Annotated in this window: 25 protein-coding genes and 3 tRNA genes; 5 read left to right on the plus strand and 23 right to left on the minus strand. The window is 72.2% G+C overall.

Going from position 1 to position 23,787, the window contains the following annotated elements:
* Window positions 1–16: 16 nt before the first annotated feature.
* From DAI20_RS18675 to tilS, 13 genes are all read right to left on the minus strand, one after another.
* Window positions 17–160, minus strand: a complete 144-nt coding sequence (locus DAI20_RS18675; protein WP_168927665.1) for a hypothetical protein — start codon at window positions 158–160, stop codon at window positions 17–19.
* A gap of 153 nt (window positions 161–313) precedes the next feature.
* Window positions 314–1,879, minus strand: coding sequence for a lysine--tRNA ligase (gene lysS / locus DAI20_RS02245; protein WP_108248946.1), 1,566 nt, complete (start codon window positions 1,877–1,879; stop codon window positions 314–316).
* A gap of 4 nt (window positions 1,880–1,883) precedes the next feature.
* Complete coding sequence (gene panC / locus DAI20_RS02250; protein ID WP_240605822.1) at window positions 1,884–2,774, minus strand: pantoate--beta-alanine ligase; 891 nt, start codon at window positions 2,772–2,774, stop codon at window positions 1,884–1,886.
* Window positions 2,771–3,523, minus strand: a complete 753-nt coding sequence (locus DAI20_RS02255) for a Rossmann-like and DUF2520 domain-containing protein (RefSeq protein ID WP_108248947.1) — start codon at window positions 3,521–3,523, stop codon at window positions 2,771–2,773. Before DAI20_RS02255 ends, panC begins: the two co-directional genes overlap by 4 nt.
* Complete coding sequence (locus DAI20_RS02260) at window positions 3,520–5,214, minus strand: PH domain-containing protein (RefSeq protein WP_108248948.1); 1,695 nt, start codon at window positions 5,212–5,214, stop codon at window positions 3,520–3,522. Before DAI20_RS02260 ends, DAI20_RS02255 begins: the two co-directional genes overlap by 4 nt.
* Window positions 5,211–5,696 carry a PH domain-containing protein gene (locus tag DAI20_RS02265; protein WP_108248949.1) on the minus strand — a complete coding sequence of 162 codons (486 nt, stop codon included), beginning with the start codon at window positions 5,694–5,696 and terminating at the stop codon, window positions 5,211–5,213. Before DAI20_RS02265 ends, DAI20_RS02260 begins: the two co-directional genes overlap by 4 nt.
* Window positions 5,697–5,720: 24 nt before the next feature.
* Window positions 5,721–6,221, minus strand: a complete 501-nt coding sequence (locus DAI20_RS02270; protein ID WP_108248950.1) for a DUF3180 domain-containing protein — start codon at window positions 6,219–6,221, stop codon at window positions 5,721–5,723.
* Window positions 6,218–7,168 carry a 2-amino-4-hydroxy-6-hydroxymethyldihydropteridine diphosphokinase gene (gene folK, locus DAI20_RS02275; protein WP_108248951.1) on the minus strand — a complete coding sequence of 317 codons (951 nt, stop codon included), beginning with the start codon at window positions 7,166–7,168 and terminating at the stop codon, window positions 6,218–6,220. Before folK ends, DAI20_RS02270 begins: the two co-directional genes overlap by 4 nt.
* Complete coding sequence (folP, locus tag DAI20_RS02280; protein ID WP_306766451.1) at window positions 7,161–7,964, minus strand: dihydropteroate synthase; 804 nt, start codon at window positions 7,962–7,964, stop codon at window positions 7,161–7,163. Before folP ends, folK begins: the two co-directional genes overlap by 8 nt.
* A complete protein-coding gene (folE, locus tag DAI20_RS02285) occupies window positions 7,961–8,581 on the minus strand; it encodes a GTP cyclohydrolase I (RefSeq protein WP_108248952.1) in 621 nt (206 codons plus the stop codon). The genes folP and folE overlap by 4 nt, the downstream gene beginning before the upstream one ends.
* 70 nt (window positions 8,582–8,651) lie before the next feature.
* Window positions 8,652–10,646: an ATP-dependent zinc metalloprotease FtsH gene (gene ftsH / locus DAI20_RS02290; RefSeq protein WP_108248953.1), complete on the minus strand. Its 1,995-nt coding sequence runs from the start codon at window positions 10,644–10,646 to the stop codon at window positions 8,652–8,654.
* Window positions 10,647–10,827: 181 nt separating this feature from the next.
* Entirely contained in the window at window positions 10,828–11,379 is a 552-nt protein-coding gene (hpt, locus tag DAI20_RS02295; protein ID WP_108248954.1) for a hypoxanthine phosphoribosyltransferase, read from the minus strand.
* A 14-nt stretch (window positions 11,380–11,393) separates the two neighbouring features.
* On the minus strand, window positions 11,394–12,467 hold the full coding sequence (gene tilS, locus DAI20_RS02300; RefSeq protein WP_108248955.1) for a tRNA lysidine(34) synthetase TilS: 1,074 nt from the start codon (window positions 12,465–12,467) through the stop codon (window positions 11,394–11,396).
* 49 nt (window positions 12,468–12,516) lie between these two features.
* Between tilS and DAI20_RS02305 the strand changes: the two genes are divergently transcribed.
* Entirely contained in the window at window positions 12,517–13,008 is a 492-nt protein-coding gene (locus DAI20_RS02305; RefSeq protein ID WP_108248956.1) for an inorganic diphosphatase, read from the plus strand.
* Window positions 13,009–13,410: 402 nt separating this feature from the next.
* On the opposite strand, the gene DAI20_RS02310 is transcribed toward DAI20_RS02305, so the two are convergent.
* Both DAI20_RS02310 and DAI20_RS02315 read right to left on the minus strand, forming a co-directional pair.
* A complete protein-coding gene (locus tag DAI20_RS02310; protein ID WP_108248957.1) occupies window positions 13,411–14,871 on the minus strand; it encodes a C40 family peptidase in 1,461 nt (486 codons plus the stop codon).
* 9 nt (window positions 14,872–14,880) lie between these two features.
* Window positions 14,881–16,197, minus strand: a complete 1,317-nt coding sequence (locus DAI20_RS02315) for a M23 family metallopeptidase (protein ID WP_108248958.1) — start codon at window positions 16,195–16,197, stop codon at window positions 14,881–14,883.
* 410 nt (window positions 16,198–16,607) lie between these two features.
* On the opposite strand from DAI20_RS02315, the gene DAI20_RS02320 reads away from it, so the two are divergent.
* The 4 genes from DAI20_RS02320 to DAI20_RS02335 all read left to right on the plus strand — a co-directional run bounded on the left by DAI20_RS02320 (window position 16,608) and on the right by DAI20_RS02335 (window position 17,987).
* Window positions 16,608–16,680, plus strand: a tRNA-Glu gene (locus tag DAI20_RS02320).
* Window positions 16,681–16,716: 36 nt separating this feature from the next.
* Window positions 16,717–16,790: transfer RNA gene (locus DAI20_RS02325), tRNA-Asp, on the plus strand.
* 80 nt (window positions 16,791–16,870) lie between these two features.
* Window positions 16,871–16,946, plus strand: a tRNA-Phe gene (locus DAI20_RS02330).
* Between the two features lie 105 nt (window positions 16,947–17,051).
* Window positions 17,052–17,987 (plus strand): oxidoreductase, encoded by a 936-nt coding sequence (locus DAI20_RS02335; RefSeq protein ID WP_108248959.1) that lies wholly within the window; start codon window positions 17,052–17,054, stop codon window positions 17,985–17,987.
* A 72-nt stretch (window positions 17,988–18,059) separates the two neighbouring features.
* Here the strand turns inward: DAI20_RS02335 and DAI20_RS02340 are convergent, their stop codons facing one another.
* The 8 genes from DAI20_RS02340 to DAI20_RS02375 all read right to left on the minus strand — a co-directional run bounded on the left by DAI20_RS02340 (window position 18,060) and on the right by DAI20_RS02375 (window position 23,710).
* Window positions 18,060–18,800: a hypothetical protein gene (locus DAI20_RS02340; RefSeq protein WP_240605823.1), complete on the minus strand. Its 741-nt coding sequence runs from the start codon at window positions 18,798–18,800 to the stop codon at window positions 18,060–18,062.
* Window positions 18,801–18,808: 8 nt separating this feature from the next.
* Entirely contained in the window at window positions 18,809–19,954 is a 1,146-nt protein-coding gene (locus DAI20_RS02345; protein ID WP_205781323.1) for an AI-2E family transporter, read from the minus strand.
* 10 nt (window positions 19,955–19,964) lie between these two features.
* A complete protein-coding gene (locus tag DAI20_RS02350) occupies window positions 19,965–20,447 on the minus strand; it encodes a GNAT family N-acetyltransferase (RefSeq protein ID WP_159084878.1) in 483 nt (160 codons plus the stop codon).
* Window positions 20,444–21,256, minus strand: a complete 813-nt coding sequence (locus DAI20_RS02355; RefSeq protein ID WP_240605824.1) for a glycosyltransferase family 2 protein — start codon at window positions 21,254–21,256, stop codon at window positions 20,444–20,446. Before DAI20_RS02355 ends, DAI20_RS02350 begins: the two co-directional genes overlap by 4 nt.
* A 143-nt stretch (window positions 21,257–21,399) precedes the next feature.
* Window positions 21,400–22,068 (minus strand): DUF3618 domain-containing protein, encoded by a 669-nt coding sequence (locus DAI20_RS02360; RefSeq protein ID WP_108248962.1) that lies wholly within the window; start codon window positions 22,066–22,068, stop codon window positions 21,400–21,402.
* On the minus strand, window positions 22,065–22,478 hold the full coding sequence (locus DAI20_RS02365) for a phage holin family protein (protein WP_240605922.1): 414 nt from the start codon (window positions 22,476–22,478) through the stop codon (window positions 22,065–22,067). The genes DAI20_RS02360 and DAI20_RS02365 overlap by 4 nt, the downstream gene beginning before the upstream one ends.
* A 44-nt stretch (window positions 22,479–22,522) precedes the next feature.
* Entirely contained in the window at window positions 22,523–23,290 is a 768-nt protein-coding gene (locus DAI20_RS02370) for a hypothetical protein (protein WP_108248964.1), read from the minus strand.
* Between the two features lie 165 nt (window positions 23,291–23,455).
* The gene (locus tag DAI20_RS02375; RefSeq protein ID WP_108248965.1) at window positions 23,456–23,710 is read right to left on the minus strand and encodes a hypothetical protein; all 255 of its coding nucleotides are present in this window, start codon (window positions 23,708–23,710) and stop codon (window positions 23,456–23,458) included.
* Window positions 23,711–23,787: the final 77 nt, after the last annotated feature.

The raw sequence follows: 23,787 nt of genomic DNA on the forward strand, positions 1-23,787 counted from the left end.
GGCCGGGCGCCTGCGCTCAGCTGCCGCCGGCGAGGATGCCGATGACGCCCTGCACGATCAGCACGAGGGCGACGCCGCCCACGATGATCCAGAGGGCGTACCGCGCCATGGTCGGCTTCTGCGGGTTCTTGCCCGGGCCGCTGCCCGTGGGGTTCGTCATCGTCTCGGATCTCCTACTTGACCAGGGGGAACAGGATGGTCTCGCGGATGAGCACGGCCAGCCCGGTGGGCGCCATCCTCAACCTACTTGACCAGGGGGAACAGGATGGTCTCGCGGATGAGCACGGCCAGCCCGGTGGGCGCCATCCTCAACCTACTTGACCAGGGGGAACAGGATGGTCTCGCGGATACCGAGACCGGTGAGGGCCATGAGCAGGCGGTCGATGCCCATGCCCATTCCGCCGCACGGCGGCATGCCGTGCTCGAGTGCGCGCAGGAAGTCCTCGTCGAGGGGCATGGCCTCCGCGTCGCCGCGCGCGCTCATGCGCGCCTGCTGCACGAAGCGCTCCCGCTGCACGACCGGGTCGACGAGCTCCGAGTAGCCGGTGGCCAGCTCGAAGCCGCGGACGTAGAGATCCCACTTCTCCACGACACCGTCGATGCCGCGATGGGCGCGGACGAGCGGCGAGGTCTCGACGGGGAAGTCCATCACGAAGGTGGGGCGCTCCAGGCCGCCCTTGACGAAGTGCTCCCACAGCTCCTCGACCAGCTTGCCGTGGTTGGACAGCGGCACCTCGACGCCCTCGCGCTCGGCGAGAGCCTGCAGCTCGTCGACGGTCGTCTCCGGGGTGATGCGCACGCCGGCGGCGTCGCTGAGCGAGTCGTACATGGAGATCCGGTCCCAGTCGCCGCCGAGGTCGAACTCGGTGCCGTCCGCCCAGGTGACGACGTGGCTGCCCGAGACGGCGAGCGCCGCGTTCTGGATGAGCTCCTGGGTGAGGTCGGCGATCGAGTTGTAGTCGCCGTACGCCTCGTAGGCCTCGAGCATCGCGAACTCCGGGCTGTGCGTGGAGTCCGCCCCCTCGTTGCGGAAGTTGCGGTTGATCTCGAAGACGCGGTCGATGCCGCCGACGACCGCGCGCTTCAGGTAGAGCTCCGGGGCGATGCGCAGGTACAGGTCGGTGTCGAAGGCGTTGGAGTGGGTGACGAACGGCCGGGCGGACGCCCCGCCGTGCATGACCTGGAGCATGGGCGTCTCGACCTCGAGGAAGCCGTGCGCCGCGAACGTGCTGCGGAGGGATGCGACGGCGGTCGCGCGCTCGACGACGTTGCGCCGGGCCTGCTCGCGCACGATCAGGTCGAGGTAGCGGCTGCGCACGCGCGTCTCGTCGTTCAGCTCCGCGTGCAGGTTGGGCAGCGGAAGCAGGGCCTTCGCGGCGATGCGCCACTCGGTCGCGAGGATGGACAGCTCGCCGCGCCGGCTGGAGATGACCTCGCCGGACACGAACAGGTGGTCGCCGAGGTCGACGAGCTCCTTCCACGCGGCGAGGGACTCCTCCCCCACCTCGGCGAGCGACACCATGGCCTGGATGCGGCTGCCGTCGCCCGCCTGCAGCGACGCGAAGCAGAGCTTGCCCGTGTTGCGCAGGTGCACGACGCGGCCGGCGACGCCGACGGTCTCGCCCGTCTTCTGGTCCGGCTCGAGGTCGGCGAAGCGCTCGCGCACCTCGGCGATGCGCGCCGTGACGGGCACGGACACCGGGTACGCGCCCGCGCCCGAGGCGATGAGGCGCTCCCGCTTGGCGAGGCGCACGGCCTTCTGCTCCGCGATCTCCTCCCGCGCCGCGGCGGCGTCCGCCTCGGCCTGCGCCGCCGCGTCCGTTGCTGCGTCCGCGTCGGCGGGGATGACGGGTGAGGGGGTACCGGTGGTCTCGGTCATGGTGCTAGTGCTCTCCAGGGGCGACGGTGATCGTCGCGTTGTCGATGAGGCGGGTCGAGCCGACCCGCGCGGCGACGAGGGCAAGCGCCTCCCCGCGGTATCCGTCGCCGACAGGGAGGAACGTGCCCGGGTCGACGACGGTGAAGTAGTCCAATTCAACCAGAGCCCTGGCGTTCAGCTCGCCGCGGGCCGCCTCGAGGGCCGCCGTGACGCCGCCGGCCGCGGCATCGGAGGCCGCCCGCAAAGCCCCCGACAGGGCGAGCGCCTGAGTGCGCTCCTCCGCCGACAGGTAGCGGTTGCGGCTGGAGAGGGCGAGCCCGTCCGCCTCCCGCACGATCTCGATGGGTTCGATGCGCACGGGGAGGTTGAGGTCGCGCACCATGCGGCGCACGAGGAACAGCTGCTGAGCGTCCTTGCGCCCGAACGTCGCGACATCCGGGGCCACGATTACGAGCAGCTTCGCGACGACGGTCAGCATGCCGTCGAAGTGTCCGGGCCGCGATGCCCCCTCGAACAGCCGGGTCACCGGTCCGCCCGTCACGCGCGTTCCGGTCTCCCCGTCCGGGTACATCTCCGTGGCGCTCGGCGCGAACACGGCGTGCGCGCCCGCCTCGCGGAGGGCCGCGACGTCCGCGTCGAGCGTGCGCGGGTAGCGGTCGAGGTCCTCCGTCGGCCCGAACTGCAGCGGATTCACGAAGATCGACACCACGACGATGTCGCCGAGCTTCCGGGCTCGGCGCACGTGCTCCAGGTGCCCGGCGTGCAGGGCCCCCATGGTCGGCACGAGCACGACGCGCCCGCCGCGCGTGCCGGTGCGCCGCTCCGCGCGCTCCGCCGCGAGGAAGCCGCGGAGCTCCTCGATGCCGTGCATGACGCGCGGGGCGTGCTCGGTCACTCGTCCTCCTCCGGGGCCGTCTCGAACCGGGCGGGCGAGTCGAGGCTCGCGCCACCGGACATCGCCCGCGCCAGCGCGTTCTCCACGGACGAGCGTAGGAGAGGTCCGAGCACGAGGCCCGGCTCGTCGACGCCGAGCGAGGCGAGCATGCCCGTCGCCTGGGCCACGATGGCCGACGAGAAGTCCGACGCCGTCGCGATGGCCTCCGCGTACTGCGCTCGATCCGCCTCGGCGACGATGATCGGCTCGCCGCCCATCTCCACCACGAGCGCCTGCCCGATCGGCTGGACGGGCGCGGGCGCCGTCACGGCGAAATAGCTCTCGCTGATCCGGGCGAGGTCGAGGCTGGTGCCCGTGAACGACATGGCGGGGTGGATGGCGAGCGGGATGCAGCCCGCCGCGGTCGCCGGCTGCAGCACGCGCACGCCGTGGCGCGCCGCGGTGTGCACGACGAGCTGCCCGGGGTGCCACGCGCCGGTCGCGGCGAGCCCGGCCACGAGGCCGGCGAGCTCGGGCTCCGGGACGGCGAGCAGCACGAGCTCGCTCCGCTCGATGACGGCGGGGATGGGCAGCACGGGCACGCGGGGCAACATCGCCTCGGCGCGGTCGCGGCTGCGCTCCGAAATGGCGGAGATGCCGGTGATGGCGTGGCCCGCGCCTGCCAGCGCCGCGCCGAGCACCGGTCCCACCGCGCCCGCACCGATGATGCCGACGCCGAGCCTGGCCGACCGGCTGGACGGTCCCGTCATCGGACGTCCTCGCGCTCGACGACGGTGCTGTCCTCGAGCAGGGGTCCGCGCTCGCTCTCGCGCTCGCTCTCGCGCTCGCTCTCGACCTCGACCTCAGGCTCGGCGGCAGCCGCCCAGCGGTGCGAGCGGTCGATCCGCCCGGAGGTCGCGGCGGACACCGCGAGATCCTCGAACAGCCGCACCGACGTCTCGCGGTCGACGATGCCGAGCTCGGTGTCGACGGGCCCGACGACCGTGTGCGCCTGGATGCGGTTCACGCCCAGCCGTCGCTCGAGCGGCCCCTGGCGCAGGGCGATGCTCTGCAGCCGCGCGTGCGGCACGATCACGAGGTGTCGCCACACCGCGCCCGAGCGCAGCAGCAGCGCGTTCGAGTCCATGGCGAAGCCGGTGCGGCGCCAGGAGAACGGCCGCAGGACCCGGCCGCGTCGGGGCGCGTTCACGAAGCCGTCGCCGTCCTCACCGCGCCCGAGGATGCCCGTGAGCAGCAGGGCGGTCGAGGTCTCGCCGACGAACTCCGGCAGCACGAGGCCGAGCACGCGCGTGACGTCCTCCTTCGTGCCGACGGGCAGCAGCGTCGTGTTGGCCTGGCCCGCGGCCCCCGGCGTCGACGAGTTGCTCGCCCGGGTGATGCGGATCGTCCACCAGCCGGTCGAGCGCCAGAGCAGCGGCTGCAGCACCTCGACCGCGTGGATGCGGCCCGGGGGCAGGGTGTCGTTGCTCGTGGAGAGCAGGCCGTAGCCCACCCGGATGCCGTCGGGGGTTCCGGCGATGCTGAAGCGGAGCGACTTGACGATGCGGTTGACATAGAAGCCGACGGAGCCGACGAGGCCGGGCAGCACGGGCAGCAGCACCCAGTACGCCCCCGTGGCGACGACGATGGGCACGCCGACGAACAGCACGAGGGCGAGCACGATGGTGAAGCCGCTCAGCGCGATCGACCCGGCCAGCCGGCCGAGCGGGATGGTGACGACGGACTCCGGCGGCGCGGCGTCCGGATCGAGCTCGGGCGCGAGAAACTCGCGGGCCCGCTCCTCGATGAGCCGGGCGGCGGCCGGGCCGCTGTCGCCGGGGTGCACGGGCGGCAATCCCTCCCCAGCGCCGGCACCGGGAACGGCGCGGGCGGTTGCTGCGTCCCCGCCCTCGACGAGCGCCTCCGAGCGCTTGCCCGAGGCGAGGCCGAGGATCCGGCGCCGCAGCGCGTCCGCGTCGCGCGAGCGCAGGTAGGAGAGCTGCACGTTCGCGTTCTGCTCGGCGACGTTCACCTCGAGCTTCGCCGCGCCGAACAGGCGGGGCACGAGCGGGCGCATGATGTTAATTCCCTGCACGCGGTCGAGCCTGCCCTTGCGGTGGGTGCGGAACAGGATGCCGCTGCGCACCTCGACGACGTCCTCGGTGACGCGGAACTCGTGCATGCGCCAGGAGACATAGAAGCCGAGCACGAAGAGCAGCACGAAGGCGAGCGCGATGAGCAGCGCCCAGCCGAGCAGCCCGTTGCGGTAGAGCAGCGAGACGGGGTCCTCCTCGCGGGGGCCGCCGAAGAAGCTCTCGATCAGGGCCTCGCGGAGGTTCGCGATGATGGCGCCCGCGATGGCCAGCAGCGCGATGCCGCCCTTCAGGAGCGGCGTCGCGGGGTGCAGGCGGTGCCAGTTGCCGTCGGTGAGCTGCTCGGCGGCCCGGACGGCCTGCGTCACAGGCCGGCCCGCCGGGACTCGGCGAGCTCCACGAGCCGGTCGCGCAGCTCCTCCGCGTCCTCGCTGACGAGACCGGGGATGGTCACGGCCGTCACCGCCGCGGCGGTGACGAGCTTCAGCTCGGCGAGGCCGAGGGCGCGCGCGACGGGTCCGCGCGTGATGTCGACGAGCTGCATGCGCCCGTAGGGCACCGCGACGATGCGCTGCCACATGATGCCCCGGCGGAACACGAGGTCGTCCTCGCGCAGCTGGTAGCCGATGGAGCGCACGCGGCGGGCGGCGAAGATCGCCATGATGCCGTGCAGCACCACCGAGCCGCCGATGATCGCCCAGCCGAGGTCGCTCTCGATCACGACGAGGACGAACACCCCGACGGTGACGAGGACGAGCGCCGAGATGAGGGTTCCGACGAGCTCGACCCCGATCTGCTTGGGCGACACGCGGCGCCACTCCACCGTGGCTAGCTCCAGGCGGTTGGACACGGCCCTCCTTCGTCGGGACTCACTCTACTGGTGGGTCGTCGCCTGCCCTGAGCCGTCGAGCTGCGCGGATCCGCGCCCGTTCTTCGGGTCGTCCGGCGGGATGGTGCACCACAGTTCCGCCACGAGGCCGGCGGCCAGGAGCACCAGGGCCCCCATGGCCGAGGCGGCGGCGAGCCAAAGCGATTCCGCCGAGGCGACGACCGGCCTCGTGGCGAGGAAGGCGAGAACCCCGCCGCCCAAGCCCGCGAGTAGTGCGCCGCACAGGCTGGAGGCCTTGGCGAGCACGACCACCCGGGTCGCCTGGAACGGGTCGACCCGGCGTCGGACGGTGCCGCGCACGGACTGCCGGACCGGCCACGCCAGCGCGAGCGCGACGGCGGCGAGCGCGACGAGCGTCACGGCGAGGGTGAGCGGCGGCACGACGGCGCGGCTCCCCATGGCCACGAGCACCATCTCCAGCAGCCAGCCGACGGCGCCGCCGGCGACGGCGAGGAGCACGAGGGTCGCGGGTCGGGTGCGCGTCATCGGGTTCCCCCTGGGTAGAAGCGGACGGGGTCGGTCGTCGCGGCGATCAGGTCCGAGACCGGTCCCCTCCCGGGGAGCACCGCCTGCGGATCGACCTGCAGCCACGGGACGAGCACGAACGCCCGCTCGTGGGCCCGGGGGTGCGGCAGGGTGATCCGGTCGTCGGTGTACTCCTGGTCGCCGTACGCAACGATATCGATGTCCAGGGTGCGGTCGCCCCAGCGCTCGCCCCGTTCCCGGCCGTGTCCGCGCTCCACATCGTGCAGGGCGTCGAGCAGGGCGTGCGGGGAGACGGTCGTGCGCACGAGCGCGACGGCGTTCAGGTACGCGGGGGCCGTCTCGTCCACCCCGTGCAGCGTGAGGGCCGGGGTCTCCACCAGGGCGGAGACGCGATCGAACTCCACGCCGGGGAGCGCGCGGAGGTCGTCGAGCGCGTCGCGCAGGATGCCCTCGCGGTCCCCGAGGTTGCTGCCGAGCGCGAGGACGACCTCCCGCGCGGGTTCCGCGCCGGGCGATTTCCCGCCCGCGGGGCGCGCGGCGTCGGCCGCGCGGACGCGGGTGATCGACACGGCGACGTCGGCGAACGGGACGGCGATGGGCGCGTCCGGCTTGTGCACCGTCACGTGGGCCAGCCGGGCCGCCGGATGCGACAGCACGACGGCCGCGATGCGCTCGGCGAGGGTCTCGATCAGGTCGACCGGCTCGCCCGCGACGACGCCGGCGATCTGCTCGGCCAGCACGCCGTAGTGCACCGTCTCGGTCACCTCGTCGGCCGCCGCGGCGGGCGACGCGTCCAGCTCCACCGTCGCGTCGACCACGAACTCCTGGCCGGCCCTCCGCTCGAAGTCGTAGACGCCGTGGGTGCCGCGCACCCGGATGCCGGTGAGGACGATGCGGTCGAGGACGCCCTCGACCGGGACGGGATGGGTGGGAGCCGACTCAGCCACGGGCGCCCCGAACGGCCTCGTGCACCGCGAGCGCGGTGCGGGTGCCGCGCACGTCGTGCACGCGAACCCCCCAGGCTCCGGCAGCGGCGGCGAGCGAGCTCACCGCGGCGGTCGCGGGGTCGCGGTCCCTGACCGTCGCGCCCTCCGGCAGCACGTCGGCGAGGAACCGCTTGCGCGAGGCGCCGACGAGCAGGGGGAAGCCGAGCGTGATCAGCTCGTCGAGGTGTCCCACGAGCTCCCAGTTGTGGCCGGCGTTCTTGGCGAAGCCGAGGCCGGGATCGAGGATGATGCGTCGGGAGGACACCCCCGCGGCCAGGAGGGCGTCGACGCGGGCGAGCAACTCGTGCCGCACGTCCGCGCGGACGCTCGAGTAGACCGCGAGGGAGTTCATGTCGGTGCTGTGCCCGCGCCAGTGCATGGCGATGAAGGGCACGTCGGTCGCGGCTGCGACCGACGCCATGCCCTCGTCGGCGAGCCCACCGGATACGTCGTTGATCATGGCCGCGCCGGCATCGACGGCGGACTCTGCGGTCCGTGCTGACATCGTGTCGATGCTCACGGCGACGCCGCGGGCCGCAAGCTCGCGGACGACGGGCAGCACCCGGGCGGCCTCCTCGGCCTGCTCGACGCGGTCGGCGCCCGGCCGCGTCGACTCCCCGCCGACGTCGATGATGTCGGCGCCCTCGTCGAGCATCGCCTGGGCGTGGGACAGGGCGGCCTCGACGGTGGCGTGCTCCCCGCCGTCGCTGAACGAGTCGGGCGTCACGTTGAGGATGCCCATGATCTTCGTGGTCACGCGTCGCCCGCGTCCGGACTTGGACCTGAGCCCGTGACCGGACCCATGGCGATGAGGGCCATCAGCTCGGCCCGGGCGGCGGGCTCGGCCAGGGCGCCGCGGCCGGTCACCGTGACCGTGGAGCTGCCGACCTGGCGCACGCCCCTCGTGGTGACGCAGCCGTGCACGGCGTCCAGCACCACGAGCACGCCGCGCGGGGCGAGGCCCTCCTCCATGGCGTCCGCGATCTGCTCGGTCAGCCGCTCCTGCACCTGGGGGCGGGACGCGAGGGTGTCGATGACGCGCGGGATCTTGCCGAGGCCGACGACGTGGTCGCCGGGCAGGTAGGCGACGCTGGCCGTTCCCGTGAAGGGAAGCAGGTGGTGCTCGCACATCGAGCGGAAGGCGATGCCCTTCAGCAGCACGGGCTGCGCCGGCGCCCCGCCCTCTGACTCGAGCGGGATGGCCTCCGCGAGGTGGGCGAGCGGATCCGCCCCCACACCGGAGAAGAACTCGCCGTACGCCTCGGCGAACCGCCGCGGCGTCGTCTCCAGCCCGGGTCGCGACGGGTCCTCGCCGATGGCGAGCAGCAGCTCGGCGACGGCCGCCTCGATGCGCACGCTGTCGACTCCCGTCATGACACTCCTCACCGACCCGTGAGCCGCCTCGCAGCCCCCGAGCAGTATCTCAGCCGCCGAGGGCGACGGCCTACGCCGTCGCGGGGCGGGGCCGCGCGATGCGCTTCGGCTTGGACGGCTCGGAGTCGACGCCGCCGTCGACGACGCCCGGGTCGATCGGAGCCTTGGCCGGCACGGCCACCGGCGGACGGTCCGAGAGCGGGCGCTTCTGGCTGGACAGCCACTGCGGGCGCTCGGGCAGCTTGCGCACGTCGCTGAAGATGTCGGCCAGCTGGAGGTGGTCGAGCGTCTCCTGCTCCAGGAGCGCGGTCGCCAGGCGGTCGAGCACGTCGCGGTTCTCGTTGATGACCTGCCACGCCTCGTCGTGCGCCTCGTCGAGCAGGGCGCGCACCTCGGCGTCCACCAGGAGCGCCATGTCCTCCGAGTAGTCGCGTCCGCCGCCGAGGTCGCGACCGAGGAACGGCTCGCCGGACGAGCTGCCTAGCTTGACGGAGCCGACCTTCGCGCTCATGCCGTACTCCGTCACCATGCGGCGGGCGATGGACGTGGCCTTCTCGATGTCATTGGACGCGCCGGTGGTGGGGTCGTGGAAGACGAGCTCCTCGGCGACGCGGCCGCCCATGGCGTAGGCGAGCTGGTCGAGCAGCTCGTTGCGCGTGACGGAGTACTTGTCCTCGATCGGCAGCACCATCGTGTAGCCGAGGGCGCGGCCGCGCGGGAGGATCGTCACCTTCGTGACCGGGTCCGTGTGACGCATGGCCGCGGCCGCCAGGGCGTGGCCGCCCTCGTGGTACGCGGTGATGAGCTTCTCGTGGTCGTTCATGATGCGGCTGCGGCGCTGCGGACCCGCCATGACGCGGTCCACCGCCTCGTCGAGCGCGCGGTTGTCGATGAGCTGAGCGCCGCCGCGGGCGGTGAGCAGCGCAGCCTCGTTGAGTACGTTGGCCAGGTCGGCACCGGTGAAGCCCGGCGTCTTGCGGGCGAGCACCTCGAGGTCGACGCCCGCCGCGAGCGGCTTGCCCCTGCCGTGCACCTGGAGGATCTGGCGGCGGCCCTGCAGGTCCGGCGCGTCGACGCCGATCTGCCGGTCGAAGCGGCCGGGGCGCAGCAGGGCCGGGTCGAGCACGTCGGGGCGGTTCGTCGCGGCGATGAGGATGACGTTCGTCTTCACGTCGAAGCCGTCCATCTCGACGAGGAGCTGGTTCAGCGTCTGCTCGCGCTCGTCGTTGCCGCCGCCGACGCCCGCGCCGCGGTGGCGGCCGACGGCGTCGATCTCGTCGACGAAGATGATGGCCGGGGCGTTGGTCTTGGCCTGCTCGAACAGGTCGCGGACGCGGCTGGCGCCGACACCCACGAACATCTCGACGAAGTCCGAGCCGGAGATGGAGTAGAACGGCACGCCGGCCTCGCCCGCGACGGCGCGCGCGAGCAGCGTCTTACCGGTTCCGGGAGGGCCGTAGAGCAGCACGCCCTTGGGGATGCGCGCGCCGACGGCCTGGAACTTGGCCGGCTCCTTCAGGAAGTCCTTGATCTCCTCGAGCTCCTCGATGGCCTCGTCGGCGCCGGCGACGTCGGCGAAGGTGACCTTGGGGCTGTCCTTGGAGGCGAGCTTCGCCTTGGACTTGCCGAACTGCATGACGCGGTTCCCGCCGCCCTGCATGCCGGAGAACATGATCCAGATGAAGAAGCCGATGAGCAGCAGCGGGAGCAGGATGCTGAACGCCGAGAGCAGCCAGCTGGGCTGGGGCACCTCGTCGTTGAAGCCCTTGTCGGGGTTGGCCGCGTCGACGGCCGCGAGCACGTCGTCGCCGCGCTGGGTGATGTAGTAGAACTGCACCGCCCGGCCGTTCTCGCCGTCGGCCTCCTTGAGCGTGAGGTCGACGCGCTGCTCGCCGTCCACGATCTTCACGGAGGCGACCTTGCCGTCCTGCAGAAGCTCGAGGCCCTCCTGAGTCGTGACGGAGCGGAAGCCGGTGCCGGTGATGAGACTGAATCCGATGGAGATGCCGACGATGGCGAGCACCACGAGCAGGATCGGGCTGCGGAGGATCTTCTTGAAGTTCATGAGCGTTCGAGCGAGTCGCCCGGCACCTTTCTGCTCGCGCCGCGCCGTACGGCGGTGAGTTGCCGCCCATCGTACCTGCGCAACTCTGGATGCCCCTCGGATGTTCGCTGTGGGGGTATCGGCCAGCGGGGGCGCGGGCGCGCGGGCTACACGAGCCGCACGGGCGGCGCGGCCGGATCGGTCAGCTGTAGACGTGCGGCGCGAGCACGCCGATCGAGCGGAGGTTACGGTAGCGCTCCGCGTAGTCGAGGCCGTAGCCCACGACGAACTCGTTCGGGATCTCGAAGCCGACGTACTTCACGTCGACGTGCACCTTCGCCGCCTCGGGCTTGCGCAGCAGCGCGCAGATCTCCACGGACTCGGGTCCGCGGGACTTCAGGTTGGTCAGAAGCCAGGACAGGGTGAGGCCGGAGTCGATGATGTCCTCGACGATGAGCACGCGGCGCCCCGTCAGGTCCGCGTCCAGGTCCTTGAGGATGCGCACGACGCCGGACGACCGCGTGCCGGAGCCGTAGGAGCTGACCGCCATCCAGTCCATGTTCAGGGGGATCTTCAGCTCGCGCGCGAGGTCGGCCATCACCATGACGGCGCCCTTCAGCACGCCGACGAGCAGCACCTCGTCGCCCGCGTAGTCCTTCTCGATCTCGCGGGCCATCTCGGCGAGGCGGTTGTGGATCTGCTCCTCGGTGAGCAGTACCTGCGTCAGGTCGCCGGCGATGTCAGTCGATTCCATTGCGGGTGCGTCCTTCATAAAGCGTCAGGAGGAAGGGATTGGGGCGTGAACACGAGCTGGCCGCCTCGCCGATCCACCCTAACGCCTGGCACGCTGACCTCCCCCTGACCGTGCCAGTCGGTCACCAGCGCGGAGATGGCGAGCGTGTGCGCGCGGCTGAGCGAGACGCCGTACTCGCTGCGGGCGGCGAAACGGAGGATGCGCTGACGGAGCGCCGGGGGGTTTGCGGCCAGTCCCCCGACGTCGAGGGTCAGCCTGCCGTCGTCGGTCAGGCCCACCACCTCCTCCGCCCACTCCTCGGCGAAGCGGTCGAGGGCGTCCGCGTCCTCGCGCAGCTGCTCCGCGGTGCGGGCGAGCGCCTCGGCGACGCCGGGACCGAGCTCCGCCTCGAGCACCGGCAGCACCCGGTCCCGCACCCGCACGCGGGAGTAGGCGGGGTCGGCGTTGTGCGGGTCGGTCCAGGGGCGCAGGCCGGAGTCCGCGCAGAACCCGACGGTCGTCGCACGCCGGATGCCGAGCAGGGGCCGGCCGTAGTCGGCGGAGGGCACGCCGCGCGCGGGTGCGAGCGCCGGCATCCCGCGGAGACTGACCGCGCCAGACCCGCGGGCGAGACCGAGCAGCACGGTCTCGGCCTGGTCGTCGAGGGTGTGCCCGAGCAGGATACGGCGGGCCCCCGTGGTGCGGAGGGCGTCGTCCAGGGCGAGATAGCGGGCGGTCCGCGCGGCGTTCTCCGGGCCGCCGCCGGCGGTGACCGAGACGCGCCGCACGAGCACCGGGTCGAGGCCGAGTCGCCGCGCCGCGTCCGCCGCGGCCTCCGCCACCTCCGCGGACCCCTCCTGGAGCCCGTGGTCGACGACGACGGCCCCGGCTTGCAGGCCCGCGCGCGGCGCCTCGAACGCGGTGGCGGCGGCGAGGGCGAGGGAGTCCGGCCCTCCGCTCAGCGCGACGAGCACGAGGGTGCGGGCCGGTGCGGTCGCGGCCTCGTGCCGCGCGCTGTTCCCCGCCTCCGCGAGGTCCGCGAGCCCCGCCCGCACCGCGCGTCGCACGTCCGCGATGGCTGGCGTGAGGCGCGGGCGCTGGGAGGGCATCCACTAACGTTATTGCAGCGATTCACCCACCCACTTGAGGAGCAACCGCATGGCCAGCTACGACGTCGTCATCGAAATTCCGCGCGGGAGCCGGAACAAGTACGAGGTGGACCACGAGACGGGCCGGGTGTACCTGGACCGCGTGCTCTTCACGTCGTTCGTGTACCCGACTGACTACGGCTTCTTCGAGAACACGCTCGGACTCGACGGCGACCCGGTCGACGCGCTTGTGCTGCTCGAGTACCCCGTCTTCCCCGGCGTCGGCGTGAAGGTGCGCCCGGTCGGCGTGTTCAACATGAGCGACGAGGCGGGCATCGACTCGAAGATCATCTGCGTGCCGTTCAAGGACCCGCGCTGGGCGCACATCCAGGACATCACCGACGTGCCGCAGCAGACGCGGGACGAGATTGAGCACTTCTTCAACCGCTACAAGGACCTCGAGCCCGGCAAGTGGGTCAAGACCGAGGGCTGGGGCGACGCCGCGGAGGCGGAGCAGATCGTGCAGGCGGGCATCGAGAAGCTCGCCGCCGAGGGCCACTAGGCACCACCCCGTCAGCCGCCGTCGGCCGAGCGCACCCGCGCCGGCCGGCGGCGGCTTCGTGCATCCCGGGACGAGTCCCGGTTGCCGAGCCGACGCGGCCGCTGAGCCCGTGGAAGCGACGCACCTGGCCCGCGGCCGCCGCCGCTACGGTCGCTGAGCCCGTCGAAGCGACGCACCCGGCCCGCGAGCGCCGCCTGCACGGCCGCTGGGCCCGTGGAAGCGACGCCCTGGCCTGCGAGCGCTGCCGCTACGGTCGCTGAGCCTGTCGAAGCGACGCAACCGGCCCGCGAGCGCTGCCGCCTCTGGTGCCCCTGCCCAGGCAGGGGCACCCTGCGCAGGTTGAAGCTGGGCACGATGCCGCTGCCTGGGCAGGATCAGGCGGGCGGTCGCGGAGAACGCGGGTCAGGCGCTCGGGCGGCCGACGAAGGGCACGATGTCGTTGCCCCAGAGGAACTGCTGCTTCACGACGTCGCCCGGCTTGGGCGCCGCGATGATTTGGTTGCCGCCGATGTAGATGGCGTCGTGGTACTTCGAGCCGTTCAGCGACCCCCAGAAGATGATGTCGCCGGGCTGGCGCTGACTGAACGGGACGAGCTTGCCCTGGCTCTGCAGGGTGTTGTACTGGCTCGTGACGCCGTGGGCGCCGATGTAGACGCCGACGCTGCCGTACGCCTTCATCATGAGCCCGGAGCAGTCCCAGACGGCGGGACCGGCGCCGCCCAGCTGGTACGGCTTGCCGATCTGGGCGCGGGCGAAGGCGATGGCGCCCTGCGCGATGCTCGCGTTCGGGGCGCCCGCACCGGGGGCGGGGGCCGGCGCGGGAGCAGGAGCCGGGGCAGGCGCGGGAGCCGGGGCAGGCGCGGGAGCCTGCACGGGCGGCCGCGGGGCAGGAGCGGGGGCCGGAGCGGGAGCAGGAGCGGGAGCCGGCGCGGGTCGGGGGGTCACCTCGACCGGGCGAGGAGCGGTGGGCGCGGGAGCAACGGGGGCCGGCGCGGTGGCGCCGCCCGGGGTCGTCGCGCGCGGGAACTCGTCCGCTGCGGGCTCGTCGTCGGCGTCCTCGTCGGAGTCCGCCCGCGTTCCCGAAGAGGCGGCGGACGCGGCGGGCACCTCGACCGCCGGCCGCGTGATGCCGGCGATGTACTGCGCCTCGAGCTCGGCCGTCGTGTTCTTCAGCAGCGCGAGCTGCGCCAGCAGTTCGTCGTTCTTCCGCAGCTGCTCCGTGAGGGCGGCCTGCGCGCTCGTCGCGGCCGCGTCGGCCTCCTCGAGCGCCGCGGCGGCGCGGTCCGCGAGCTCGGCCCGCTCCTTCTTGGCGACCGCGGCCTGCTCGCCGAGGGACTGCGCGGTGTTTCGGTCGGCGACGGCTTCGTCGTAGATGCCCTGGGCCGACTCGGTGAGCTTGCTTGCGGTTCCGAGCTGGTAGAGCAGGTCGTCGGCGTCCGCACCGCTCAGGAAGAGCTTCATGGACGCGTCGCCGCCTGCGCGCGCCAGGTGCGAGGCGAGGAGCCCCGCTCGCATGCGCGAGGTCAGCGCGCGGTCGGCCGCGTCCTCGGCCTGGCCGGTGAGCTGCTCGACCTTCTCGGTCGCGGCCTCCAGCTCGATGCTCGCCTGCGCGTACGCCTCGCCCTTCTGCAGGGCCACGATGCCGGTGGAGTCCGCCGCGGCCTGGAGGCCGACGAGGAGGTCCATGATGCGCTCGACGGCGGCCCGGGTGGACGCCTCACCCGCCTTCGCCTGCTGCACGTCGTCCCAGGACGGGTAGTCCGGCGCACCGAACGCCGCGGGGGCGACGATGCCGCCCGTGACCGCGAGCACGCCGATCGCGGCCGTGGACACGGCGACGGTCGAGGAGCGCGCGGGATTCATCGAGAAGGACTACCGCGAGGACGTGATCTGGACGCCGCGGGCGCGCATGAAGGTGACGGGATCGACGGTCGCGCCGTTGATGCGGGTCTCGAAGTGCAGGTGGCAGCCGGTGGAGCCGCCGGTTGTGCCCGCGCGGGCAATGTTCTGCCCCGCCGCGACGCTCGCGCCGTTCCCCACGAGGAGGCCGCCCGGCATGATGTGGCCGTAGGCGGTCGAGATGCCGTTGCCGTGGTCGATGAGGATGAAGTTGCCGTACGAGCCCTTGACGCCGGAGTAGGTCACGGTGCCGGCCGCGGCCGCGTAGAGCGGGGCGCCGCAGGTGCCGCCGTTGATCATGTCCTCGCCGGCGTGGAAGCGCCAGGTCTTGGCGATCGGGTGGAAGCGGTTGCCGTAGAAGCCGGAGGAGTGCGCGCCGTTCATGGGCGCCGCCCAGCCGGATGCGGCGACGACGCCACCCGGGGACGCGGGGCCGGAGAATCCGCCGACCGTCGCGCTTGCGGCGCTCGCCGCGGCGGCTGCCGCGGCGGCGGCGGCGGCCTCGGCCTCGCGGCGCTTCTGCTCGCCCACCGCGAACTGCGCCTCGGTGATGTCGGCCTTCTGCACGAGGACGGTCAGCTGGGCCTCGAGGTCGGCCCGGTGCTGCTCGTCCTCGGCCTGCTTGGCCTCCAGGGCCTGCTGAGCGGACACGGACTCGTCGAGCGCCTTCTGGGCGGCGTCGGCGAGCGCGCCCAGCTGCTCCTTGGCGACGTTCGCCTGGTCGGTGAGCGACTGCGCGGTGTTCTGCTGCTGCCTGGCCTTGACGTAGATCTGGTCGGTCTTCTCGCTGAGCTTGCTCATCGCGCCGAGCTGGTAGAGCAGGTCGTCAGCCCTGTCCTCGCCGCTGACGAACAGGTTGCCGCCCGCCGTGCGGGCGAGCTGGGACGCGAGGAGTCCCGCCTGGTGCTTGGAGGCGTCGGCGGCGGCGTGCGCCTCGTCCGCCTGGCGCTGGAGCTCGCTCGCCTCGAAGGTCTTGTCGTCGAAGGTCTGCTGCGCGTCGAAGTACTCCTGTCCGCGCTTCTCGACGAGGGCGGTGGCCGCGGCCACCTCTTGCTGCAGCGCGGCGAGATCGGCCTTGATCTGCGCCACCAGGGCGGCCTGGGCGGCCTCGGTGCTCTGGGCCGCCTTCACGTCCTCCCAGGACGGGTACTCATCCGCGAAGGCCGGCGCCGCGAAGCCGCCGACGACGAGGGCGACGGCGGTCGCTCCCGCGCACGCTGCCCGGACCGTGCGGCGTCGAAAGGCCGCCGCGCGGTCGCGCGTGCTCTCCCAGATGTGTGCCTGCGTCAAATTACGGCCCTTCGTGTCCTAAGCCCACAATCGGTCTATTCCGCGCCGGCTGCGACCCCTGCAAGGGGGTGATTCAAACAGTGATCACACTGTTACCAGCCCTAACAGTAACAACCGAGCGTCTTTTGTACAGAGTGGACCCTAGGTTTTGGCCGGGAGCCGCCCCCTCCGCGGGCCGGATCCAGGCATCTCCGGGTCTGCTTCCGGGCCACCCAGCCGAGCCCTCGGGAGCCGTCGCGGAGCGGTCCGGCACGGCGGGCTCCCCCGGTCCACGTGCCCCCAAGCCGGTTCACCGAGATCCGCCGACCTGGCATGAGGCCCGGAATTCCGGGCCTGGCGGGCTCGGTTTGGCAAATGCGCTCAGCACCCGTATGCTTTTCCCTCGGCAGCACGATCGCCTTCGATACCGCGGCCCCATCGTTTAGTGGCCTAGGACGGCGCCCTTTCACGGCGTTAACACGGGTTCGAATCCCGTTGGGGTCACGAACGGAATAACTTAATACACAGGTTTCATCACGAGGCCCTGTAGCGCAGTTGGTTAGCGCGCCGCCCTGTCACGGCGGAGGTCGCCGGTTCAAGTCCGGTCAGGGTCGCAAGGACAAGCGCTTCCCCTCGGAGTTCCGACTCCCGGGCGGAAGGGCTTTTTTCCTTATGAGGGGCTCGTCCCCTCTTCGGCTGGGTAGCTCAGTTGGTAGAGCGTTCGACTGAAAATCGAAAGGTCCGCGGATCGATGCCGCGTCCAGCCACCATCGCCGGTCCCGGAGTCCCCGTGGCCGGCTTTTCTGGTTCCCGGGGTCCCCGGAGCCCGGCGGGGTCGCCTCGCACCGCGGCGCCCATCAGGGGAGACTGGGGCCATGACCTCATGGACCGATGACAGAATGCCCGACCTCACCGGGAAGGCCGCCCTCGTCACGGGCGCGACCGGCGGCCTCGGCCTGCGGAGCGCCGAGGTGCTCGCCGCTCATGGCGCACGGGTCTTCCTTGGCAGCCGCGACGACGAGAAAGGCGCGTCCGCGCTCGAGACCGTGTCCCGTGCCGCAACCGGCGCCGCGCCGGAGCTGGTCCACCTCGACCTGTCCGACCTCGGCGACGTGCGCCGGGCGGCGGACACCGTGCGCGAGCGTTCGGCGGCCGGCGTCGACCTCCTGATCAACAGCGCGGGCATCATGGCGCCGCCGCTGCAGTTCTCCGTGGACGGGTTCGAGCTGCAGTGGGCCACCAACGTGCTCGGCCACATGGCGCTCACCTGGCACCTGCTGCCGATGATGACCGACCTCCCCGGCAGCCGCGTCGTCACGGTGACGAGCATCGCGCACCGCAGGGCGAGCCTGGACGCCGCCCGCATCCGGGCCGACATCCGCGGCGAGGGTTACTCGGCCTTCGACGTCTACGGCCGCACGAAGCTCGCCAACCTGCTGTTCGCGCGCGAGCTCGACCGCCGCCTGCGCAGCACGGGCGCCCAGACCATCAGCGTCGCCGCTCATCCCGGGCTCACCTCGACGAACATCGGGAGCAACATCGGATCGAACGCTCCCGCGCCGGTCAGCGTCGCCTCGAGCGTGTTCATGCGGACCGTCGGCCAGTCCGTCGAGCAGGGCGCCCTGCCGCAGCTCTTCGCCGCGACGTTCCCGGGGGTCCGGGGCGGTCAGTTCATCGCGCCCCGGGGCATCGGCGAGCTGCGTGGGCGGCCCACCGCGGTGAACGGCAGCCGCCTCTCCCAGGACGACGAGCTGGGCCGCATCCTGTGGGAGATCGTCTCCGAGACGACGAGCGTCAACGCGCCGCTCTGATCCGGCCGCACGGACCCGCACGCTGATCCGGCGGGGTCCGCCCCGCGCCTCGCGCGGACCGGACTCCGCAGGTCAGGCGCGCCGCCTGCGCGCGACCCGGTAGGCCGGCTCGCGCACGGCGGCGATCCAGGGGTAGTGCGCGGCGCCCGGAAGGACGTGCAGCATCGGATCGAGCCGCCGGTCGGTGTCGAGACCACCGTCGGCGACCAGGTCGCCGGGCGCGCTCTCGAGCCGCAGCGTCAGGGTGCCGAAGCGGTGCCAACGGCCGAGCGGGCGCGCGTGGTACATCCCGAGGACCCACTCCCCGCCGGACAGGGCGTCGGCCAGCTCCCGCGGCCGGGCGGGGAGGGGTGGCGCCGTCAGCGTCCGCGCGCCGATCAGCACCGCACCGCGCCCACCCCGGTAGGGCAGCAGCGTCGTGTAGCGGGCCCGGTCGGCGCGCAGGAGCAGACGCAGCAGGTATCGCGACGGCACCCCGAACCCGGTGGAGGCGAGGAAGAGGTCGCCGCCGGGCCCGCCCTCCAGGCGAAGGGCGAGGCCGACGATGTCGGGCAGCGCGTGCGGCAGGCCGATCGACCGGGACACGCGGCCGGCGACGGCATCGTGGCCGGGGGCGTCGACCCAGGTGATGCCGGACGGCACGGCCGTGCCCGTGCGCTCCAGGACGCCGGTGAGGGCGACCCCCTGCGGGTGGATGGGGCGGACCGGCCGGACGAGCTTCAGCCCGGCGAAGACGGCGGCGATGAGGCGCCCGGCGGCGACGGCCACCGGGCCGGCACCGGCCTCGGGTCGCGCGCCGCGCTCGTCGCCCATGGTCCCGGTCAGGACGTGGCGGCGGGCTGCGCCGCAACCGCGTGCGCGGCCCCGCGCGCGACCCGTCGTGGCCGGTCGAAGCTGCCGTCCTCCGGCCGGTTCCAGACCTTGATGATGGCCCAGGCGACCGCGGCGATCGGCACCGAGAGAACCGCACCGACGATGCCGCCGAGGATGGTGCCCGCGGTCAGCGCGACGAGGATGACGAGGGCGTGCAGCTTGAGCGACCGAGCCATGATGATCGGCTGCAGCAGGTTGCCCTCGAGCTGGTTGACCAGCACGACGACGCCGAGGACGAAGAGCGCGGCGACCGGACCGTTGGCCACGAGCGCGACGAGCGCGGCGAGGATGCCCGCGAGGGTGGCGCCGACGATGGGGATGAACGCGGTGATGAACACCACCACGGCGAGCGGAAGGGCGAGCGGGACCTGCAGGATGACGAGACCGATGCCGATGCCCAGGGCGTCGACGAAGGCGATGAGCGCGGTGCCGCGCACGTAGCCGCCGAGGACCTTCAGCGAGACGAGGCCGACGCGGCGACCGCGCTCGAGCCGCTCGCCGCGGAACGGGCGGAGGAAGAAGTTCCAGATGTCGCCGCCGTCCTTGAGGAAGTAGAAGAGGACGACGAACGTGAGCAGCGCGCCGGTGATGAACTCGCCCGCCGCGGAGACACCGGCGAGGGCGCCGGAGCCGAACGAGCTGCTGGTGAGGAACTGGACGACGGCCTCACGGGCGCCGTTGATCTGCTCCTCGTCCACCGGGATGGGGCCGTTGGAGAGCAGGTTCTGCAGCTGGTCCAGACCCTCGATGGCCGACGACGCCAGCTCGTCCCACTGGTTCCGCACGGCGAAGACGATGAGGGTGATGATGCCGCCGAACGCGGCGATGCCCGCGAGCAGGGTGATCCAGGTTGCGAGGACGGCGGAGACCCCGCGGCGGCGCATGCCGTTGACGACCGGCGCGACGGCGGCGGCGAGGATGAGCGCGACGAGCACGGGGATGACGACGAGCTTCACCTGGATGAGCCCGAAGACGACGATGGCCGCCAGGATGATGACGAGGAGGATCTGGGCGCTGCGGACGCCGAGCCAGCCGAGCCGGTCGGTGAAGACCTCCCGGAGCGACTGTCGGGACGAGGGATTCTCTGCTTCCATGCGGTCGACCCTACGCATCCGTACCCCCGCCTGTCGGAATCCCGGCCCCACTTCCCAGGCGCAGCGGGTGCACCGTGCGGTGCATCCCGGTCATGTCCCGCGTGTCGAACCCGTGCTCCGCGTACAGCGTCTCGGCCTCGGGGCTCGAGAAGAGCCCGACGAAGGCGTCCGACGGGGCCGTCCGGGCGATCCAGGCCAGCAGCTCCTCGAGCACGAGGGTGCCGAGGCCCTCCTCGCGGTGGTCGGGATGCACGATCACGTCCTGCACGTAGAAGTAGTGCGCCCCGTCGCCGACCAGTCGCCCCATGGCGACGGGGGCGCCCGCGCGCAGCACGACGACGCCGGTAAGCGAGCCGGCGAGCGACTGCGGCAGCGTCGCCCAGTCGAAGTGGTCGTCCCAGCCAACCGACGTCGCGAGCGCCCGGTGCTCCTCGGCGGTGGGCAGCCGGTGCTCGGTGTCGTAGCCCAGGTTCGAGGGGTCGCTCTGGCTCACGGGCGGGCTCCTCCTCGGCGGCGCAGGTCTGCCGCGATGCGCGCGCGCCATCGGTGCGGGGGGAGCTCGCCGGGCCAGTGCGCGACGATGGAGCGCACGCCGCGGCGGGCGCGCAGCCCCATGCCCGCAGCGTCCACGAGCGGCCGCCCGGACACGTCGACCACGAGCCGGCGGTCGTACCGGATGCGCCGTTCTGGGCCCAGGTGCACGCTGAGGTCGACGTCGTCGTGCATGCCGAGGTCGTGGCGGTGGACGCCGGACCGCACGGCCCGCCAGGCGGAGGCGAGGAAGGCGGCGTTCGACCCGAAGAGCGGCGGGTGCCCGAGGGCGACGGTCATGCTCGCGAAGTAGCCGCGCATGTACAGGACGGCTCCTACCGCGGCCGTCGCGCGGGACACCCCGTAGAAGCGCCCCGGCCCGGTGAGGGCGGCGAGCGCGGGATCTGAGGCGAAGGCCACGGCAATACGCTGCAGCCAGTCGGCGGGGGGAACGGAGTCGGCGTCGCAGCGGGCGATCACGGCGCCTGTTGCGGCGTCGTATCCGGTGCTGCTTGCGGCCGCGATACCCGGAGCGGGCTCCTTGAGGACGCGGGCGCCGTGCGCGTGAGCGACCGCGGCGCTGTCGTCGGTGCTGCCGTTGTCGACGATGATCACCTCGAGCGGGCGCACCGTCTGCCCGTCCAGCGCGTCGAGGCAGCGCTCGAGCAGGCGTGCGTCATCCTTCACCGGGATGACCACGGAGATGGGAACCGTGAGGATGGCCGCCTCCTTCTTCGGTGGGCCGATGGCATGACGCGCGCTCGGTGACACCCGTCGGGATCAGCCGCGACGGGTGGTTCGCGCGCCACGGGGCCCGAACGCCGAACGACCGGCCGCCCTGGTGGGCGGCCGGTCGCTGTCTCGGCCTTCTGGGCGCCGAGACAGTCATCTCGGCTCAGGCGCGGTGGGGAAGACTACGGCGTCCTGCTGTCCTGAACCGACTGCTTCGCGTCCTGCGCCGAACCCTTGAGGTCGCTGGCGGCGGAGGCGCCCTCGTCCTTGACGGTCGACACGGCCTCCTGGGCGGTGCCCTTCACCGACTGGGCCGCCTCCTGGGCGGGCTCCTTCAGGTTCTGGGCGACCTCCTTGGCCGCGTCGGTGACCTTCTCCTTGAGCGGCGCCGCCGCCTCCTTGGCGTTGGAGGCGAGCTCCTGCTCCTTGTCCGTGGACGGGATGAGCGAGGAGACGAGCCAGCCGAGACCGAAGGCGATGAGGCCGACGGCGAGGGGGTTGCCCTTCGCCTTCTCGACAGCGCGGCCGGGGGCCGCGGCGACGGTGCTGCCCGCGGAGGACAGGCTGCTGCCGACCGACGAGCCGGCGGAGTGCAGGCCACCACCGGCGGACGACGCGTGGTCCCCCGCCGAGTGCAGCGCGGACGATCCGGCGCTCTTCACATCATCGGCGACTCCCATGACACGCTCCTTCACACTGTTCACGGCGCCACCAACGGCGCTCTTGACCTTGTCTGTCTGGCGGTGGGCGATGCTGGACGGGCTCACCTTTTCGGCGAGCGCGTCGACATCGGTGCCCAGTTCGCGCCGGGTACGTTCGATTTCCTCGCGGATCTGGTCGGGGTCGCTCATCGCGGTTCTCCGTTCTTAAAGGTTTCGGGAATCTTCTTGATGGAATCGGTCGTCTGCGGGAGCCCCTCGACCTGCTTGAGCTCCTTCTTGCCGCGGAGGAACAGGACAAGGCCGATGATGCCCCAGATGAGGGCGACGACGACGGCAGACCAGCCGTTGTCGATCAGGTGGCCGAGGCCCCACCACAGCGCGATGGAGAGGAAGAGCAGGACGAAATAGCCGGCGACGGCTGCCCCGCCGAACATCCCCGCGCCCTTGCCCGCCTTGGTGGCGGACTGCTTGAGCTCCGCCTTGGCGAGCTCGACCTCCTGGCGCATGAGCGTGGAGATGTCACGCGTCACCTCGCCGAGCAGCGATCCGAGCGACTCGTTCGCCGCGCGCTCGCTGGGGCTGTCGGGGTCGGGCCCCACGGGGTGCGCCGCTCCGGCAGAGCGATCGCTGATGAACGGATCGGTCACAGTCGGCCTCCGGCGTCACCGCGGGGGGTCCCGTCGATGTTCGTGCCGAACTCGTCGTAGCCGAGGGTCTCGTCGACGACCGGGTCACCCGCGGGGGCGACGAACGGCGCCGTGGCGGAGCCGACCGGGGCGTCGCTGTAGCTGCCGCCGGTGTAGCCGCCGGCCAGGCCTGCGCCGGTCGCGTAGCCGCTGCCGGTCGTGCCCGTGGTCGAGCCGTAGCCGTAGTCCACGGTCGTGGTGCCGCCGGTGTAGCCCGCGGACTGCTTCTCGTCCTGCGCGTTCGAGACGAGGGCCTTCGTCAGGCGCCCGGCCAGGAGGCCGGCTCCCGCGGAGATCGCGATGAAGAGGCCCGGCGAACGACGCGCGAAGCGCTTGACGTCCTCGAGCAGCTCGGCCGGCTCGCGGTTCTCGAGCCAGCTGGCCGCGCTGCTCACGCGGGTCGCGACCTCGCGGACCACGTTCGAGGCGACGCCGGAGTCGGCACCGTCCGCCATGGAGTGCAGCTGCTGGCTCACGTTCTGCAGCCCGGTCGTCGCCTTCTGCTGCTGGGTGCCGGCCTGCGAGCGCAGCTCGCCGGTCACCTGGTGCAGCATGCCCTTGGCCTGCTGCCCTACTTCGGAAGCCACCTTCGAGGCCTGCTCCTTGGCGACCCCGCCCACCTGCTGGGCGGATCCCTTCGCCTCGCTCGCGAGGCCTGCCGCCTCGTTCTTGGCCGTGGAGGTCGTCGTCTGCGTCTCAAAGCCACCTGTTTGGTCGTTGACCATCGTGCGCTCCTCTGCTGATTTCGGGCCCCGACCCAGATGTCGAGGCACGATTCAATGCAAGTCCGGTGCACCGGGTCGCGGCAAGGGGGTTGCCACGCCCCTCGTTCGGGGGTACTACGCGAGGTGGGGAAACGAGCGGGATGCCCCCTCAGGGGATCGGATCGGTCAGGCGACGGCGGCGGGGACCCCGGCGGCGGCGGCGCTCATGGCGACGGAGAGACTCGGAAACCGACCGAGCTGGGACCGGTGACCGCTGTGCACCACGTACTCGGCATCACCGCAGCGCTCGATCACCCGGAGGGAACCGGGACGCTCGGAAAAGGCCCAAAGCCCGTCCTCCAGCTGGCGCCACATCGAGGTTGCGGGGGCGCAGGAGCACTCATCGGCTCGCACGGCCATCGCGTCGGCGACTTCGCCCATCCCGTGACCACCCCTAGCATTTCGGCGGGACCCGAGGTTATCCCGCCGTCCAAGACAAACGCCTGGAGGAAATAGCT

Source organism: Planctomonas deserti, assembly GCF_003067705.1.
Taxonomy (GTDB): Bacteria; Actinomycetota; Actinomycetes; order Actinomycetales; family Microbacteriaceae; genus Planctomonas; species Planctomonas deserti.

What these genes read in the sequence shown, in the direction of transcription:
- DAI20_RS02345 (WP_205781323.1), bottom strand. Translation starts at nt 19,954, where the DNA reads ATGGAAGCAGAGAATCCCTCGTCCCGACAGTCGCTCCGGGAGGTCTTC.
- DAI20_RS02305 (WP_108248956.1), top strand. Translation starts at nt 12,517, where the DNA reads ATGGCCAGCTACGACGTCGTCATCGAAATTCCGCGCGGGAGCCGGAAC.
- DAI20_RS02375 (WP_108248965.1), bottom strand. Translation starts at nt 23,710, where the DNA reads ATGGGCGAAGTCGCCGACGCGATGGCCGTGCGAGCCGATGAGTGCTCC.
- DAI20_RS02270 (WP_108248950.1), bottom strand. Translation starts at nt 6,221, where the DNA reads ATGACGCGCACCCGACCCGCGACCCTCGTGCTCCTCGCCGTCGCCGGC.
- DAI20_RS18675 (WP_168927665.1), bottom strand. Translation starts at nt 160, where the DNA reads ATGACGAACCCCACGGGCAGCGGCCCGGGCAAGAACCCGCAGAAGCCG.
- DAI20_RS02255 (WP_108248947.1), bottom strand. Translation starts at nt 3,523, where the DNA reads ATGACGGGACCGTCCAGCCGGTCGGCCAGGCTCGGCGTCGGCATCATC.
- tilS (WP_108248955.1), bottom strand. Translation starts at nt 12,467, where the DNA reads ATGCCCTCCCAGCGCCCGCGCCTCACGCCAGCCATCGCGGACGTGCGA.
- lysS (WP_108248946.1), bottom strand. Translation starts at nt 1,879, where the DNA reads ATGACCGAGACCACCGGTACCCCCTCACCCGTCATCCCCGCCGACGCG.
- ftsH (WP_108248953.1), bottom strand. Translation starts at nt 10,646, where the DNA reads ATGAACTTCAAGAAGATCCTCCGCAGCCCGATCCTGCTCGTGGTGCTC.
- DAI20_RS02360 (WP_108248962.1), bottom strand. Translation starts at nt 22,068, where the DNA reads ATGAGCGACCCCGACCAGATCCGCGAGGAAATCGAACGTACCCGGCGC.
- DAI20_RS02310 (WP_108248957.1), bottom strand. Translation starts at nt 14,871, where the DNA reads ATGAATCCCGCGCGCTCCTCGACCGTCGCCGTGTCCACGGCCGCGATC.
- DAI20_RS02340 (WP_240605823.1), bottom strand. Translation starts at nt 18,800, where the DNA reads ATGGGCGACGAGCGCGGCGCGCGACCCGAGGCCGGTGCCGGCCCGGTG.
- DAI20_RS02370 (WP_108248964.1), bottom strand. Translation starts at nt 23,290, where the DNA reads ATGGTCAACGACCAAACAGGTGGCTTTGAGACGCAGACGACGACCTCC.
- DAI20_RS02335 (WP_108248959.1), top strand. Translation starts at nt 17,052, where the DNA reads ATGACCTCATGGACCGATGACAGAATGCCCGACCTCACCGGGAAGGCC.
- hpt (WP_108248954.1), bottom strand. Translation starts at nt 11,379, where the DNA reads ATGGAATCGACTGACATCGCCGGCGACCTGACGCAGGTACTGCTCACC.
- folE (WP_108248952.1), bottom strand. Translation starts at nt 8,581, where the DNA reads ATGACGGGAGTCGACAGCGTGCGCATCGAGGCGGCCGTCGCCGAGCTG.